The 15,662-nt window shown below is 51.3% G+C and carries 11 protein-coding genes and 1 tRNA gene; 5 read left to right on the top strand and 7 right to left on the bottom strand.

Translation table 11 applies throughout. The annotated features are described in order from the left end of the window. The first annotated feature begins 107 nt into the window (after positions 1 to 107). A complete protein-coding gene (locus J0M34_08290; protein ID MBN8544246.1) occupies positions 108 to 1,043 on the top strand; it encodes a restriction endonuclease in 936 nt (311 codons plus the stop codon). Between the two features lie 110 nt (positions 1,044 to 1,153). On the opposite strand, the gene J0M34_08285 is transcribed toward J0M34_08290, so the two are convergent. Together J0M34_08285 and J0M34_08280 are read right to left on the bottom strand one after the other, a co-directional pair. Continuing rightward, positions 1,154 to 1,230 (bottom strand) — tRNA-Ile (locus tag J0M34_08285). A gap of 124 nt (positions 1,231 to 1,354) precedes the next feature. After that, a complete protein-coding gene (locus tag J0M34_08280) occupies positions 1,355 to 2,395 on the bottom strand; it encodes a GGDEF domain-containing protein (protein ID MBN8544245.1) in 1,041 nt (346 codons plus the stop codon). Positions 2,396 to 2,479: 84 nt separating this feature from the next. Here J0M34_08280 and J0M34_08275 point away from each other — a divergent pair, with 84 nt between their 5' ends. From J0M34_08275 to J0M34_08260, 4 genes are read left to right on the top strand one after another with little or no spacing between them, the layout of a single operon-like run. Continuing rightward, complete coding sequence (locus tag J0M34_08275; GenBank protein ID MBN8544244.1) at positions 2,480 to 2,956, top strand: hypothetical protein; 477 nt, start codon at positions 2,480 to 2,482, stop codon at positions 2,954 to 2,956. After that, positions 2,946 to 3,506: a winged helix-turn-helix domain-containing protein gene (locus J0M34_08270; protein MBN8544243.1), complete on the top strand. Its 561-nt coding sequence runs from the start codon at positions 2,946 to 2,948 to the stop codon at positions 3,504 to 3,506. Before J0M34_08275 ends, J0M34_08270 begins: the two co-directional genes overlap by 11 nt. Next, positions 3,503 to 4,642, top strand: coding sequence for a 23S rRNA (adenine(2503)-C(2))-methyltransferase RlmN (rlmN, locus tag J0M34_08265; GenBank protein ID MBN8544242.1), 1,140 nt, complete (start codon positions 3,503 to 3,505; stop codon positions 4,640 to 4,642). Before J0M34_08270 ends, rlmN begins: the two co-directional genes overlap by 4 nt. A gap of 26 nt (positions 4,643 to 4,668) precedes the next feature. Beyond that, the gene (locus tag J0M34_08260; GenBank protein ID MBN8544241.1) at positions 4,669 to 5,436 is read left to right on the top strand and encodes a prepilin-type N-terminal cleavage/methylation domain-containing protein; all 768 of its coding nucleotides are present in this window, start codon (positions 4,669 to 4,671) and stop codon (positions 5,434 to 5,436) included. A 101-nt stretch (positions 5,437 to 5,537) separates the two neighbouring features. Here the strand turns inward: J0M34_08260 and rpoC are convergent, their stop codons facing one another. From rpoC to rplA, 5 genes are all read right to left on the bottom strand, one after another. Further along, positions 5,538 to 9,710, bottom strand: coding sequence for a DNA-directed RNA polymerase subunit beta' (gene rpoC / locus J0M34_08255; GenBank protein ID MBN8544240.1), 4,173 nt, complete (start codon positions 9,708 to 9,710; stop codon positions 5,538 to 5,540). A 31-nt stretch (positions 9,711 to 9,741) separates the two neighbouring features. Then, complete coding sequence (gene rpoB / locus J0M34_08250) at positions 9,742 to 13,866, bottom strand: DNA-directed RNA polymerase subunit beta (GenBank protein MBN8544239.1); 4,125 nt, start codon at positions 13,864 to 13,866, stop codon at positions 9,742 to 9,744. A gap of 160 nt (positions 13,867 to 14,026) precedes the next feature. After that, positions 14,027 to 14,398: a 50S ribosomal protein L7/L12 gene (rplL, locus tag J0M34_08245; GenBank protein ID MBN8544238.1), complete on the bottom strand. Its 372-nt coding sequence runs from the start codon at positions 14,396 to 14,398 to the stop codon at positions 14,027 to 14,029. A gap of 39 nt (positions 14,399 to 14,437) precedes the next feature. Then, complete coding sequence (rplJ, locus tag J0M34_08240) at positions 14,438 to 14,950, bottom strand: 50S ribosomal protein L10 (protein MBN8544237.1); 513 nt, start codon at positions 14,948 to 14,950, stop codon at positions 14,438 to 14,440. A 10-nt stretch (positions 14,951 to 14,960) separates the two neighbouring features. Next, positions 14,961 to 15,662 carry a 50S ribosomal protein L1 gene (rplA, locus tag J0M34_08235; protein ID MBN8544236.1) on the bottom strand — a complete coding sequence of 234 codons (702 nt, stop codon included), beginning with the start codon at positions 15,660 to 15,662 and terminating at the stop codon, positions 14,961 to 14,963.

Genomic DNA, 15,662 nt, shown 5'->3' with positions numbered 1-15,662 from the left:
CGCACATCACATACACTCAAACGCTCGACACCCACTTGATGGACTCCCTCATCCACCGTATGGCCGAGGCAGCTTAATACCAACGTTAGATGATAAGGAAACACGCTATGGCAATTCCCGAGTTTAATGAGATCAAAGCACCCGCTCTTCAGTTCTTTGCGGCAGATGACAAACTGCACAAAATCTCAGAAATTTTTTCTGCTTTAGCCGAGCACTTTCAACTTACCGAAGAAGAACGCAATGAATTGCTCCCTAGCGGCACTCAGCGGCGCTGGCATAATCGTGCCAATTGGGCATGTTATGACTTGTTCCGCGCTGGGTTACTTGATCGTCCCAAGAAGGGTCTCTACGTCATTACAGAAGCTGGGAAAAAACTTGCAGCTGAAAATCCTAAATCTATCGATCGCGACTTCCTGATGCAGTACCCTCAATTTGTGCAATTTGCGCAAGCATCAGGAGCTAAGAAGGCTGAACCAGTAGATAAGCAAGGCGTGAATGCCACAAGCATATCCAACACAAAGGCGGAAACACCTGAAGAAAGAATCGATACAGCCTATCAGGTGCTTAACTCCACTTTGAGAAAAGAATTGCTAGATCAAGTAAAGAGTATGGACCCTTTCAAGTTTGAACATCTTGTCGTCGATTTGTTGGTTGCTATGGGCTACGGCGGATCACGTGAAGAAGCTGCTCAAGTTACAAAAGCCTCGGGGGATGAAGGAATTGACGGTATCATCAATGAAGATCGCCTAGGTTTAGATGTTATCTATATTCAGGCCAAACGTTGGCAGCAACCCGTAGGAAGAAAAGAAATCCAAAGTTTTGTTGGAGCTCTGGCAGGTCAGCAGGCACATAAAGGGGTCTTTATTACCACCAGCGGGTTTATCAACACCGCGATTGCGTATGCCAAGCAAGTGCCCCAAAAGGTGATTTTGATTGATGGCGAGAAACTGACAGATCTTATGGTTAAGCACAATATTGGCGTCGCGCTCTCTCATGCTTATGAAGTGAAGCACATAGATAGTGATTATTTTGAGGAAGACTAATTAGCGCTTTTTGATTCCAACTTGTAAACACACGGTAAACACAGCCCATCTTGGACTGCTCTCACTCAATCATCGAAATCTGGAAGTGCCCGCTTAGCGTGGCTTTGGAATGGTGGGTCCGGGAAGAGTTGAACTTCCGACCTCACGCTTATCAGGCGTGCGCTCTAACCACCTGAGCTACGAACCCATTCCAAGGTGAGGGGGTGTTTTAAGTAGGCGGCCTGCTAAAGTCAAGCAAAAGGACATCAGCGTTAATTCAATTATTTCATAGTGTTAGCGTTCAACCCGCCAACAAGCATATGACCAAGCGCCTATTCGGTAAGATGCTCTTGCGTCACGCGATTACGACCCGCGTTCTTAGAGCGGTAAAGCGCCTCATCCGCGCGTTTGATAAGGCTATCAGGCGTGTCTTGATCAGGGCGATAAGCAGCCACACCCACGGAAATGGTGATTTGACCGTAATTAGCCCCTGTATCCTTGCGCTTAAGCTCGCGGCTAGCGATGGCTTTGCGAATCGCATCGCCCACAATCATACCGCCCCCGATAGGTGTTTTAGGCAGGATCACGGCAAATTCCTCGCCACCATAGCGCGCAACGGTATCCATACCTTTCACTGAGTCGGTTAAAGTCTTCGCCACAATTTTCAGCACTTCATCACCAATCAAATGGCCATACGTGTCGTTAAATTTCTTGAAGTGATCCACGTCCAACATCATGAGCACAAGCGACGCATTCTTCTCTTTAGCCTCACCCATCGATTCCAGTAGCCGCTTATCAAACGCCTTGCGGTTATACGTACCCGTTAAGAAATCGCGCTCGGATTCGCTGGTCGCTTTCGCAAGGTTTTCACGCAGGCTGATAATTTCTTTTTGGGATGCCGCAAGCTTCGCGCTGACTGAGTCACCACTGGCTTTCAAGTTCTGCGCACCTGCCACAATCTCACCTGCGATAGCGCGCAATTCTTCCTCGCTTGGTGCAGCACTCAATTTCGCCACGCGCGCTTGCACCTGCTGCCCCACTTCTTGGGTAGCGCCCGTAAACTGCAGCATGGTCTGCAACATGTCCGACAAAAGCTTGCGCGTGCTGGCAGTAGTGTCTTGCACCACGCGTGATTGTCCTTCAGCAACATGTTGATGGTAGAGGTTGCTAAGCGCATCTTCGCTCAGAGGCAATTGCTGCTCTATAGCCTTATTAATATCACGCACCAGTTCGGCTGGTTGGCCTGAAGCATAAGCATAAAATACCGCATAGTTCTTGGCCGTAGGGCTGATATTGCGGGCACGCATCATTTCCACAGCCTGCGATGCGTAATGAAATGAAGTGATAAGCGCGGATGCGGAGTCGTTGGCCATGGGGTTCATCTAAGCGTTTGGGGGAATTTCGTCAAGCGTCTAACCCTTGCGTCAGCAGCCAACTCATGGCATGTTACTGCGATTATGAACGCGCTTGCCAATCTATCCCCGCCCCCACTCGCGCCCCGCGCAGCGACTACGGATTTGAACACGGCACACCCGAAAGTGGCGCGCCGTCCTGCGCAGTGGAAGCGCGTTGCGACACAACCAACTCCTGATGCACCTGAAGCGGTGACCACGCCCGCCAAGTCGGCCAACAGGCCATGGCAGGAAGACGCAGCATTCAGCACCATCATGGTGCTTATTGTTTTAGCGCTTAACGTGGTGCTTTTTTCGACCACGCAGTCATCTAAGCCACATAATGATACTTCCGTTATGATTCAACAACTGACACGTGAGTCCGTATTGCCAACACCACGCTACAACCCGAATGACAAAGTAAAAAGCTTTGTTACTGACGAAGAGACAAGCGGTGACGCTGCCATTCGTAGCTTCGTTGAAGAGCACGAAAAGTTGCTGAAACAGTTGGAACGTGCGCCACGCAGTCCCTATGGCGAATAATCCATCCATTGCACTTGCTACTGACTGCGCAGCGATTCGCGAGAGCCTCACGCGTTGGTGTGCGGTACTTGATATTCGCGTCGAGCCTAAAGCCGACATCTGGATTATCGACGGCCACCATGCACCCAAAGAGCTGCCCAAAGCTGGGCAATTGCTGGTGTTGGGGCCTGTTCCAAAAGACATAAAGGCAACAGCTATTATCCCCACGCCCGTTACACTCGCAGCGCTTACGAATGCCCTACATCGCAACCTTGTCGCCCCTTTTGCATTACGCGAAGGCTGGAGCTTTGATGCCAATCAGCGCACGCTATCGCATGGCACTACACCGCCTATCAGCCTCACCGAGAAAGAGGCAGCGTTGCTGCAGCAATTACTGCAGCATGCGCCAAGTGAAGTAAGCCGCGACAGCTTGCTTAAATCCGTTTGGGCATACGAGAAGGACGTGGATACTCACACGCTGGAAACGCATGTATACCGCCTGCGCCAGAAGGCTGGCTCATCGATTCTCGATATCGTAACGACCGAGCAAGGCTACAAGGTAGCACTATGAGCGTTGTGATTGAGAAAAAAGCCGAGAAGGCCGATAACGTCGCCGAGTTATTGAGCGTAAAGCCTAATCTGATTGGCATGACACGTGACAGTCTCGCCGAGGCGCTCAAGCCACTGGGCGTTGAAGCCTTCCGCACCAAACAAATCTGGCAATGGTTATACCAAAAGGGCGTGACGGACTTTTCCGCCATGTCGAACATCAAGAAAGACGTACAGCAGAAACTCGCTGACGCCTTCACCATCGAGCGTGCCGGCATTGCACGCAACGCCGTGAGCTTCGACGCCACACAAAAATGGCTCCTCAAATTTGCCGATGGTAACGAGGTCGAGACCGTTTTCATTCCCGACGCGGAGCGAGGCACGCTGTGCGTTTCCTCGCAAGTGGGCTGCACCCTCGCCTGCACCTTCTGCCACACGGGCACGCAGCGCTTGGTGCGTAACCTTACCGCTTCCGAAATCATCACGCAGGTGCTGGTCGCCAAAGACGGTCTCAAAGACTGGAACAAACCATCCGACTCTGCCCGCGCCCTCTCCAACATCGTGTTCATGGGCATGGGCGAGCCGCTCTTCAATTACGATCATGTGGTCACTGCATGTAATGTGTTGCTCGACCATGAGGGGCTGAATCTCTCGCGCCGCAAAGTGACGGTCTCGACCTCTGGCGTCGTGCCAAAAATCGTTCCGCTTGCGAAAGATGCGGGCGTGAACCTCGCCATTTCGCTGCATGCCGTTACCAATGAGTTACGTAATGAAATCGTGCCCATCAACCGTAAATACCCAATCGAGGAATTGCTCGATGCCTGCCGTGAGTATGTCAGCATCGTCAAAGACCGCCGCATCATGTTCGAATATGTGATGCTCAAAGGCGTGAATGATTCCGACGAAGATGCAAAGCGTCTGGTGCAGCTACTCAAAGGCATACCCTCGAAGGTGAACCTCATTCCCTTCAACCCATGGCCGGGTGCGCCGTATGAGTGCTCATCCAACAATCGCATTCACAGCTTTGGTCGCATCATCATTGCGGGCGGTATTGCCAGCCCCATTCGCAAAACACGCGGCGACGACATCATGGCCGCCTGCGGCCAGCTTAAGTCACTGAGTGAGCTGAAAAAAGGCCAAAAAGTAAAGTTGAAATAGCATACGCTTATTTCTATAATCCGTCCATGCAAAAGGGTTTCTCACTCGTCGAGCTTTCTATCGTGCTGGTCATACTCGGTTTGCTTACGGGTGGCATACTTGCAGGACAGTCTCTCATTCGCGCCAGTGAGCTACGCGCAATCACTACAGAATTTCAGCGCTATCAAGCGGCTACCCATACATTCCGTGATAAATACTTCGCATTACCTGGTGACATGGCGAATGCCACCGCATTTTGGCTTAAAGACAATGCAGCCTGTGCTGCGCACACTGGCACAGCAGGAACCCCCGGAACATGTAATGGAAATGGTAGCGGCTCCTTACAATATCCGACTGCTTTGAGCACAACGGGAGAAACCGTACAATTTTGGAGACATCTCTCACTGGCAGGACTTATTGAAGGCAATTACACAGGATTAGCTGGACCAGTTGCAGGCGCGGACAGCGTTATTGGCACCAATGTTCCGCGCTCACGCCTCAATAATGCTGGCTGGGGAACCGCAAGCGACCCAGCAAACCCAGGCAGTGCAGATACTTATGCATATAATTATGGTAATAATTTCCGCTTTGGTGCTCAGAACCCTGGTTTTCAACCGTCTACGGCCATACTCACACCAAGCGAAGCATGGAACATAGACACAAAAATGGATGACGGTATGCCTGGTCAGGGTAAAGTATTTGCGCGCTTCTGGAGCACCTGCGCAAACTCTACAACACTCTCGGACTACACTGGTACTTACAGACTAGATCAGACTGGCATATTATGCTCACTGTTCTTTTTACACGCTTACTAGAGCAACCCAACGCTTACTTACACGCGCCCTCTTTGTCAGCATAAACAAAAAAGCTGGCCATTTCTGACCAGCTTTTCGTAAGTCTTATAGGCTGATGCTACCTAGGCAGCTTCGCCAGAAGCTTCAATCGCTTGTGGCTTGGATGCTTCAATCTCCGCATCACGCACCTTGGCAATTTTCTTCATGCGTGCAATCGCAGCACCTGTTCCTGCTGGAATCAAACGACCAACAATCACGTTCTCTTTAAGACCAATCAGGCGATCCACCTTGCCATTAACAGCAGCTTCGGTGAGTACGCGTGTCGTCTCTTGGAACGATGCCGCCGAGATGAAGGAACGGTTCGACAACGACGCTTTGGTGATACCTTGCAGTACAGGCGAACCTTCTGCATTACGGTAACCTTCCTTAAGTGCCTTGGTGTTTGCTTCCGCGAATTCTTCACGGTCAACCACTTCGCCAGCCAAGAAAGTGGTCTCACCTGCATTGGTGATTTCCATTTTCTGCAGCATTTGGCGCACCACAACTTCGATGTGCTTATCGTTGATTGCCACACCTTGTAGGCGGTAAACGGCTTGCACCTCAGTCACCATGTAGTTGGCAAGTGCTTCCACACCCATCACGCGCAGAATATCATGCGGTACAGGGTTACCATCCATCAGCAGGTCACCTTTTTGAACATAATCACCCTCATGCACGGTGATGTGCTTACCTTTCGGGATCATATACTCAACAGGCTCGATATCCGCAGACTTCGGACGAACAATGAGGCGACGCTTGTTCTTGTAGTCCTTACCGAACTCAACCGTACCTTCGAGATCCGAGATAATCGCGTGATCTTTCGGCTTACGCGCCTCGAACAGCTCGGCTACGCGTGGCAGACCACCCGTAATGTCGCGTGTTTTTGACGATTCGCGTGGGATACGTGCAAGCACGTCACCCGCGTGGACTTCTTGCTGGTCATTGACCGACAGGATGGCATCCACTGGCAGGAAGTAACGCGCTTCCAAACCATTCGCCAAGGTGATGATTTCACCCTTCTTGTCGCGCAGTGCAATACGTGGCTTCAAATCTTGACCACGCGTTTGCTGACGGAAGTCGATAACCTTTTTGTTGGTCATACCGGTTGCTTCGTCCATAACTTCGCGGAGCGAAACGCCTTCCACGAGATCACGGTAGTTAGCAATACCCGTACGCTCGGTGATGATTGGAATCGTGTATGGATCCCACTCAACGAGCTTCTGGCCCTTCTTCACGTTCGCGCCTTCTTCCACAAGCAGGCGAGCACCGTATGGTACTTTGTGGCGTGCTTTCTCACGGCCCTTTTCGTCACGCAGTACCAATTCACAGGTACGGCTCATAACAACCAGACGGCCTTTTGAGTCTTTCACCACGTTCTTGTTCGACAATTCGAGTTTCGCTTCATGCGACGCTTCGATGTTCGACTGTTCCGCACCACGCTGTGCCGCACCACCAATGTGGAAGGTACGCATGGTCAACTGTGTACCAGGCTCACCGATCGACTGCGCAGCGATAACGCCCACCGCCTCACCGATGTTCACTGGTGTACCGCGAGCAAGGTCACGGCCATAGCACTTGCCGCACACGCCTTCTTCGGCTTCACAGGTCAGTACCGAACGAATCAGCATCTGCTCGATACCTGCTTCGTCGATCAACTCTACGGCTTTCTCGTCCATGAGCTGGCCCGCTTTCACAATCACTTTCTCGGTGGTTGGGTGCAGGATGTCCTTCGCCGAGGTACGGCCAAGGATTTTATCGCTCAGTGGCACAACCACTTCACCACCTTCGATCACTGCTTTCGCAATGATGCCTTTCGTGGTGCCGCAATCTTCAATGGTGATGATGCAATCTTGCGCAACGTCAACCAAGCGGCGAGTCAGGTAACCTGAGTTTGCCGTCTTGAGCGCCGTATCAGCGAGACCTTTACGTGCACCGTGTGATGAGTTGAAGTACTCAAGTACGGTCAGACCTTCTTTAAAGTTCGAGATAATCGGGGTCTCGATGATTTCACCCGAAGGCTTCGCCATCAAACCACGCATACCCGACAACTGCTTCATCTGCGCAGCACTACCGCGTGCGCCAGAGTTCGCCATCATGAAGATCGAGTTCACTTTCTTCGCGTTGCGCTTGCCTTCTTCGTTACCGATCGAAGAAATCTGCTTCATCATGTCATGTGCAACACGCTCGGTGCAATGCGACCAAGCATCGATCACCTTGTTGTACTTCTCACCCGAGGTGATGAGACCGTCAGCATATTGCTGCTCGAACTGCTTCACTTCCTTGAGTGTATCGTTGATGTGCTTGTCCTTGGTAGTTGGAACAATCATGTCGTCTTTACCGAACGAGATACCAGCTTTTGCTGCATGCTTGAAGCCAAGACCCATGATACGATCCGCGAACAATACTGCCTCTTTCTGGCCGCAGTGACGGTACACCACGTCGATAAGGTTCGACACGTCTTTCTTGGTCAGAACTTTGTTGAGGAGTTTGAACGAAATCTGGTTGTGACGTGGCAAGAATTGCGCGATCAGCATACGACCAGGAGTCGTTTCCATCACGTCATATTTTACCTTACCAGCAGCGTCCACTACAGGCACGCGCGCCTTGATTTTGGTGTGCAGGGTAACAACCTTGTTCTCCAGCGCCATTTCGATCTCGTTGAGATCGCTGAACGCCATTCCGTCGCCCACTTCCTTGTCACTTTCGAGCGAGAGGTAGTAGAGACCGAGAATGATATCCTGCGATGGTACGATAATTGGCTTACCGTTCGAAGGTGAGAGAATGTTGTTGGTCGACATCATCAATACACGTGCTTCGAGTTGCGACTCGATGCTGAGTGGAACGTGTACTGCCATCTGGTCACCGTCGAAGTCAGCGTTGAACGCCGCGCACACGAGTGGGTGCAGTTGGATTGCCTTACCTTCGATGAGCATTGGCTCGAATGCCTGAATGCCAAGACGGTGCAGCGTTGGTGCACGGTTCAGCAATACAGGGTGCTCGCGCACCACTTCTGCCAAGATATCCCATACTTCTGGACGCTCGGTTTCAACCATACGCTTCGCAGCTTTAATGGTCGTTGCGATACCGTAGATTTCCAGCTTCGCGTAAATGAATGGCTTGAACAACTCGAGCGCCATTTTCTTTGGCAGACCGCACTGGTGCAGTTTGAGTTCAGGACCCACCACGATTACCGAACGGCCCGAGTAGTCTACGCGCTTACCGAGCAAGTTCTGACGGAAGCGACCTTGCTTACCCTTCAGCATGTCGGAGAGTGATTTGAGTGGACGCTTGTTAGTGCCCGTAATCACGCGGCCACGGCGACCATTGTCGAACAATGCATCTACTGATTCTTGCAGCATGCGCTTCTCGTTGCGCACGATGATGTCTGGTGCACGCAACTCAAGCAGGCGCTTCAGACGGTTGTTACGGTTGATGACGCGACGGTAAAGGTCGTTCAAGTCCGAGGTCGCGAAACGGCCACCATCAAGCGGCACGAGTGGGCGAAGTTCTGGCGGAATCACTGGTACAACGTCCAGAATCATCCACTCAGGCTTGTTCTCAGAATCAATGAATGCTTCAACAAGCTTCAAACGCTTCACGATCTTTTTGCGCTTTGCTTCCGAAGTTGTGTCGCCCAACTCACCACGCAACGTGTCACGCAGTTCGGTGAGGTTAACTTTCTTCAGCAATTCTTTAATCGCTTCTGCGCCGATCATCGCAGTGAAAGTGCCTTCACCGTACTGATCCATTGCTTCGTAATATTGTTCTTCGTTGAGCAATTCGCCTTGGTTCAGGCCGCTCATACCAGCATCAACGACAATGTATGATTCGAAATAGAGAACTTTCTCGAGATCCTTGAGCATCATGTCGAGCAAGGTGCCGATACGGCTTGGCAACGACTTCATGAACCAAATATGCGCCACAGGAGCAGCGAGCTCGATGTGACCCATGCGCTCACGGCGAACTTTGCTGGTGGTTACTTCCACACCGCATTTTTCGCACACGATGCCTTTGTACTTCATGCGCTTGTACTTACCGCACAGGCACTCATAGTCCTTCACAGGACCAAAGATACGGGCGCAGAACAGACCATCGCGCTCAGGTTTGAAGGTACGATAGTTGATCGTCTCTGGCTTTTTCACTTCGCCAAATGACCAGCTACGGATTTTCTCCGGACTCGCAATTGCGATCTGAATCTCATCGAAATGCTTCGTTTGAGATAATTGTCCAAAGATATTCATCAACTCATTAGCCATAACGTCCCCTAAACTTTCGCGTTATATAAAGTTACTTAGCTTCTGCTTCTTTTTCGACGAGCTCAACATTGAGGCCCAGCGAACGAAGTTCTTTCACCATTACGTGGAATGACTCAGGAATACCTGACTCGAAGCTATGATCGCCGCGTACGATTGACTCGTACACTTTGCTACGACCCGCCACGTCATCCGACTTCACGGTCAACATTTCCTGCAAGCTGTAGGCAGCACCGTAAGCCTGAAGCGCCCAGCACTCCATCTCCCCGAAGCGCTGACCACCAAACTGCGACTTACCACCAAGCGGCTGCTGGGTAACAAGTGAGTACGGTCCAATCGAGCGCGCGTGAATCTTATCATCCACCAAGTGGTGCAGTTTCAGCATGTAGATGTAACCCACCGTGACTTGGCGATCAAATTGATCACCCGTACGGCCATCCCACAGCGTCACCTGACCAGACGTTGCATGGCCAGCTTTCTTCAGCCAATGCTCAATGTCCTTCTCTTTCGCACCGTCGAATACGGGCGTTGCGAATGGAACACCCTTCGTCACGTTATGAGCAAGTTCGATAACTTCGTCCTTGTCCATTTTCTTGATTTCAGCAACGTTGGCTTTCTCGTCATAGACATCGAGAAGCTTCTCGCGAAGCGCATCGATCTTCTGACCTTTGTAAACCTGCTCCAGCATCTCGCCAATCTGGCGCCCCATACCAGCCGCAGCCCAACCAAGGTGCGTCTCAAGAATCTGACCGACGTTCATACGTGAAGGTACACCCAGTGGGTTCAACACTACATCCACTGGACGGCCATCCTCGAGGTGAGGCATGTCTTCCACAGGAACAATGTTCGAGATAACCCCTTTGTTACCATGGCGGCCTGCCATTTTGTCACCAGGCTGAAGCTTACGCTTCACGGCAACGAATACTTTCACCATTTTGAGAACGCCAGGAGGCAGATCATCGCCCGACTGAACTTTCTCGATCTTCTCTTCGAAGCGCTTATTGAGCGAATCTACGGCATCATCAAGCTGCTTCTTGAGTGCCTCAATGCCTTTCATGGCTTTCTCGTCCTTGAGGACAATCTGCCACCAGAGGCCGCGTGAGGTCTCGTTCAGTTGCTCTTCGGTAATCGACTTCTCAATCTTGAAGCCTTTCGGACCTTTCGTTGCGGTCTTACCAACCAATTGCTCTTTCAGTGCGCCGTAAACATAACGCTCTGCAATCGCACGTTCATCGTCACGGTCTTTCGCAAGACGTTCGATTTCTGCACGCTCAATCGCAACAGCGCGCTCGTCTTTCTCGATACCACGGCGGCTGAAAATGCGCACGCCAACGATGGTACCTTGGTTGCCAGGAGGCAGACGCAGCGACGAATCACGCACATCGGACGCTTTTTCACCGAAGATCGCGCGGAGGAGTTTTTCCTCTGGCGTCATCGGTGATTCCGACTTCGGCGTTACTTTACCAACGAGAATATCGCCAGGCTTCACTTCCGCACCAATGTGGGTCACGCCGATTTCGTCGAGGTTGCGCAATGCTTCCTCACCGACGTTCGGAATGTCACGGGTGATTTCTTCAGGCCCAAGCTTCGTATCACGTGCCATTACTTCGAATTCTTCGATGTGAATCGAGGTAAAGCGATCTTCCGAAACCATGCGCTCAGAAATGAGGATTGAATCCTCGAAGTTGTAGCCGTTCCAAGGCATGAACGCGACGAGCGCATTCTGACCCAGAGCCAACTCACCAAGATCGGTCGATGGACCGTCAGCGATAACATCGCCCGCTTTCACCGAGTCACCAACCTTCACGATTGGACGCTGGTTGATGCAGGTGTTTTGGTTTGAGCGTTGGAATTTTTGCATGTTGTAGATATCTACGCGTGGCGTACCATCTTCATTTTTCTCGTTACAACGAACCACGATACGCATTGCATCTACTTGATCGACCACACCGTCGCGGCGTGCTGAAATCGCAGCGCCAGAATCACGGGCAACAATGTCTTCCATGCCAGTACCAACCAATGGCGCATCTGCACGTAGTAGTGGCACCGCTTGGCGTTGCATGTTCGAACCCATGAGTGCACGGTTCGCGTCGTCGTTCTCGAGGAATGGAATGAGTGCCGCAGCAACCGAAACGAGCTGCTTAGGAGCAACGTCCATGAACTCAATCGCATCCGCCGACGACATCACGAAGTCACCGTTCTTACGACAGCTAATCAGCTCGTCCGTGAACTTGTGGTTTGCATCAAGCGCAGCATTCGCCTGCGCGATGGTGTATTTACCTTCCTCAATCGCCGAGAGGTAAATCACTTCGCTCGTCACCTTGCCGTCTTTTACTTTACGGTATGGGGTTTCGATAAAGCCATATTTATTGATGCGCGCATAGGTCGCCATCGAGTTGATGAGACCGATATTCGGACCCTCTGGCGTCTCGATTGGGCAGATACGGCCATAGTGGGTTGGGTGAACGTCACGCACTTCGAAGCCAGCGCGCTCACGCGTCAGACCACCAGGTCCAAGGGCCGAAAGACGGCGCTTGTGAGTGATCTCTGAAAGCGGGTTGGTTTGATCCATGAACTGTGAAAGCTGTGAACCACCAAAGAACTCACGCACTGCAGCCACGAGTGGCTTCGCGTTGATGAGGTCATGCGGCATCACCGTGTCGATATCCACCGAGCTCATACGCTCCATGATACCGCGCTCCATACGCAGCAAGCCGAGACGGAATTGGTTTTCCATCAACTCACCTACTGAACGTACGCGACGGTTACCAAGGTGATCGATATCGTCGATTTCACCGATACCATCCTTAAGCTGTACGAGCGTCTTGATGGTGTTGATGACATCATCGTTCGTCAGAACGGTCACTTCGTCTTTATGGTTGAGGTTGAGGCGTGCGTTCATTTTCACGCGGCCCACTTCGCTCAAGTCATAGCGCTCATTATCAAAGAACAACGACTGGAACAAAGCACCTGCTGCTTCTGCCGTGGTAGGCTCACCTGGGCGCATCACGCGATAAATATCGATCAATGCATCGTCGGTAGTTACGTTCTTATCAACCGCGAGCGTGTTGCGGATGTACGCACCAACATTCACGTGGTCGATAGCGAGAACAGGAATGTTTTTCACGCCTGCTTCATCGAGCGTCTCAAGCAAGTCTTTGCTGATTTCATCGCCTGCTTCCGCGTAAATTTCACCCGTCTTGGTGTTGACGAGGTCAGAAGCAACGTATGAGCCCAGAATGAATTCTTCTGGCACGATGATTTCTTTGAGACCCGCTTCTGCAAGCTTTTTGAGTGCGCGTGGCGTAAGCTTCGTGCCACCTTCAGCAACGGTCTTACCCGTTTTTGCATCCACGAGATCGAATGGTAATTTCTGACCCTTCCAGCTTTCAAGCACGAACTCTGCGGTCCAACCTTTAGCGGTGTTCTTGAACTGGCGTGTTTCGTAGAAGGTGTTGAGGATCTGCTGGTTGTCCATGCCCAAAGCGCGCAGGATGGTGGTCACTGGCAATTTACGGCGACGGTCAATACGCACATGCACGATGTCTTTCGCATCGAACTCGAAATCGAGCCATGAACCGCGATAAGGAATCACACGCGCGCTGTAGAGATATTTACCCGAAGCGTGGGTCTTGCCATGGTCATGGTCGAAGAATACGCCTGGTGAACGGTGCATTTGCGATACGATTACGCGCTCAGTACCATTGATCACGAACGTACCGTTTTCGGTCATGAGTGGAATATCACCCATGTAAACATCTTGTTCTTTGATGTCTTTAATTTCGCGAGCACCCGTGGTCTCATCTACCAGCCACACGATCAAACGCAGCGTTACGCGCAAAGGCGCTGCGAAGTTGATACCGCGTGAACGGCACTCATCCACATCATACTTTGGCTTATCGAATTCGTAACGTACGTACTCGAGCGTCGAAACATCCGAGAAGTCCTTGATAGGGAACACCGACTTGAACACGCCGTTCAGGCCGTTACCTTTGCGATCCTTCAGAGGAACGTACATTTGCAAAAATTGCTCGTAGCTGTTCTTTTGAACTTCAATGAGGTTCGGCAGGGTTGTGGCCGCGCTCATCGTAGCGAACGATTTACGGATACGTTTTCTGGAGGTGAAGGAGTGAGTGTGTGCAGTTGCGGCGCTAGCCATAAATCCCCTCTTAACTCTAATCTCGAAATGGTAACTTCGAATACTTGCTTTGCAGATCTTTTAGTCTTTTAGTGTGCCACGCTGGGCGTGACGTCGTGTAAACGCGACGAAGGAGCCATGCGAATTCGCGTGGCCCCTTACGTGCATTTAGATGCTGAAACTACTTGAGTTCAACTTTAGCACCGGCATCAACCAGCAGCTTCTTGAACTTCTCAGAATCTTCCTTGTTGAGACCTTCTTTAACGGTCTTTGGAGCACCTTCAACGAGGTCTTTTGCTTCTTTCAAGCCAAGACCCGTGATTGCGCGAACTTCTTTAATCACGTTAATTTTGTTCGCACCGCCGTCCACGAGAACGAGCGTGAAGTCCGTTTTCTCTTCAGCAGCGGCAGCAGCAGGACCTGCAGCAGCAGCAACTGCAACAGGTGCAGCAGCCGAAACGCCCCACTTCTCTTCGAGAAGCTTCGAGAGTTCAGCAGCTTCCAACACAGTCAGTGCCGAGAGCTTATCAACCAGTTCATTCAAATTCGACATAATCAACCCCTTTTATAAATCAAACATTAAACCCAAAAATTATTCACCCTTAGCTGCTTTCGCGCCTTGGAGCCTTGCCAACTGGCCTGCGGGTGCTTGAAGCACGCCTGCAATACGCGTCGCAGGCGTGTTGAGCATGGCAAGGATTTTCGCACGCAATTCATCCAGCGAAGGCAGTGATGCCAACTGTTGAATTGCAGCCTTATCCAAGACCGTCTCACCAAACGCGCCGCCAAGCAGCACCAGTTTTTCGTTCTTCTTAGCGAAGTCGCTAAGAACTTTAGCCGCCGATACAGGCTCATTCGCGAACGCTGTAATGGTTGGGCCTTTGTAAAGCGAATCAAGCTTCGCGTAAGTCGTGCCAGCAATAGCGCGCTTAGCGAGCAGGTTCTTGGTCACCTTCAGCTTCGCGCCAGCCTTACGTGCATTCACACGCAATTCGCTGATCTCAGCAACGGTCAGACCTTTATAGTGAGCAACGAGAACAATCGCAGCACCCTTAGTGTCTGCATTCACGCCGTCGATCCATTGTTGTTTTTCGGTACGGTTCATGTCGCTCTCCTTACGCTGCCAACACGTCGTTGACATCAAGCTTGATGCCAGGACCCATCGTGGTGGAAACGGAAACGCGCTTGAAGAAGACACCCTTAACACCTGCAGGTTTCGCCTTGTTCACAGCACCAATGAATGCCTTGATGTTTTGGGCAATTGCTTCTTCTGAGAAGCTAGCTTTACCCACGCCTGCGTGGATGATCGCCGCCTTCTCAACCTTGAACTCAACTTGGCCCGACTTTGCAGTCTTAACAGCTTTCTCAACATCCGGAGTAACCGTGCCGAGCTTTGGATTTGGCATCAGGCCTTTTGGACCCAAGATTTTACCAACCTTACCAACCAGTGCCATCATGTCAGGAGCAGCGATGCACACATCAAAGTTCATATCGCCTTTTTGAATCATATCTGCGAGATCTTCCGCACCCACGATATCAGCACCTGCTTTTTTCGCCGCTTCAGCTTTGTCGCCTTTTGCGAATACAGCAACACGCACGGTCTTACCCAAACCGTTTGGCATCGACACCATGCCGCGAACCTGTTGGTCCGACTGCTTAGGGTCAATGGTCAGGTTCAATGCAACATCGACCGTTTCGTCGAACTTGGTCTTTGCATTGGCCTTCATGATCTTTACCGCTTCCGCGAGCGTGTAGGTTTTATCCTTGTTCACTTGCTCACGAGCAGCCTTGATACGTTTACCTGGTTTCGTTGCCAT

Source organism: Alphaproteobacteria bacterium (assembly GCA_017302575.1).
In the GTDB taxonomy this organism is placed as follows: domain Bacteria; phylum Pseudomonadota; class Alphaproteobacteria; order Rickettsiales; family UBA3002; genus JAFLDD01.
The sequence above is the reverse complement of the archived record's forward strand: the minus strand, read 5'-3'. Positions and strand labels throughout refer to the sequence as shown.

Excerpts from the sequence above, each read along its gene's own strand:
- J0M34_08290 (MBN8544246.1), top strand. The coding sequence starts at position 108 with ATGGCAATTCCCGAGTTTAATGAGATCAAAGCACCCGCTCTTCAGTTC.
- J0M34_08280 (MBN8544245.1), bottom strand. The coding sequence starts at position 2,395 with ATGGCCAACGACTCCGCATCCGCGCTTATCACTTCATTTCATTACGCA.
- J0M34_08275 (MBN8544244.1), top strand. The coding sequence starts at position 2,480 with ATGAACGCGCTTGCCAATCTATCCCCGCCCCCACTCGCGCCCCGCGCA.
- J0M34_08270 (MBN8544243.1), top strand. The coding sequence starts at position 2,946 with ATGGCGAATAATCCATCCATTGCACTTGCTACTGACTGCGCAGCGATT.
- rlmN (MBN8544242.1), top strand. The coding sequence starts at position 3,503 with ATGAGCGTTGTGATTGAGAAAAAAGCCGAGAAGGCCGATAACGTCGCC.
- J0M34_08260 (MBN8544241.1), top strand. The coding sequence starts at position 4,669 with ATGCAAAAGGGTTTCTCACTCGTCGAGCTTTCTATCGTGCTGGTCATA.
- rpoC (MBN8544240.1), bottom strand. The coding sequence starts at position 9,710 with ATGGCTAATGAGTTGATGAATATCTTTGGACAATTATCTCAAACGAAG.
- rpoB (MBN8544239.1), bottom strand. The coding sequence starts at position 13,866 with ATGGCTAGCGCCGCAACTGCACACACTCACTCCTTCACCTCCAGAAAA.
- rplL (MBN8544238.1), bottom strand. The coding sequence starts at position 14,398 with ATGTCGAATTTGAATGAACTGGTTGATAAGCTCTCGGCACTGACTGTG.
- rplJ (MBN8544237.1), bottom strand. The coding sequence starts at position 14,950 with ATGAACCGTACCGAAAAACAACAATGGATCGACGGCGTGAATGCAGAC.
- rplA (MBN8544236.1), bottom strand. The coding sequence starts at position 15,662 with ATGGCAACGAAACCAGGTAAACGTATCAAGGCTGCTCGTGAGCAAGTG.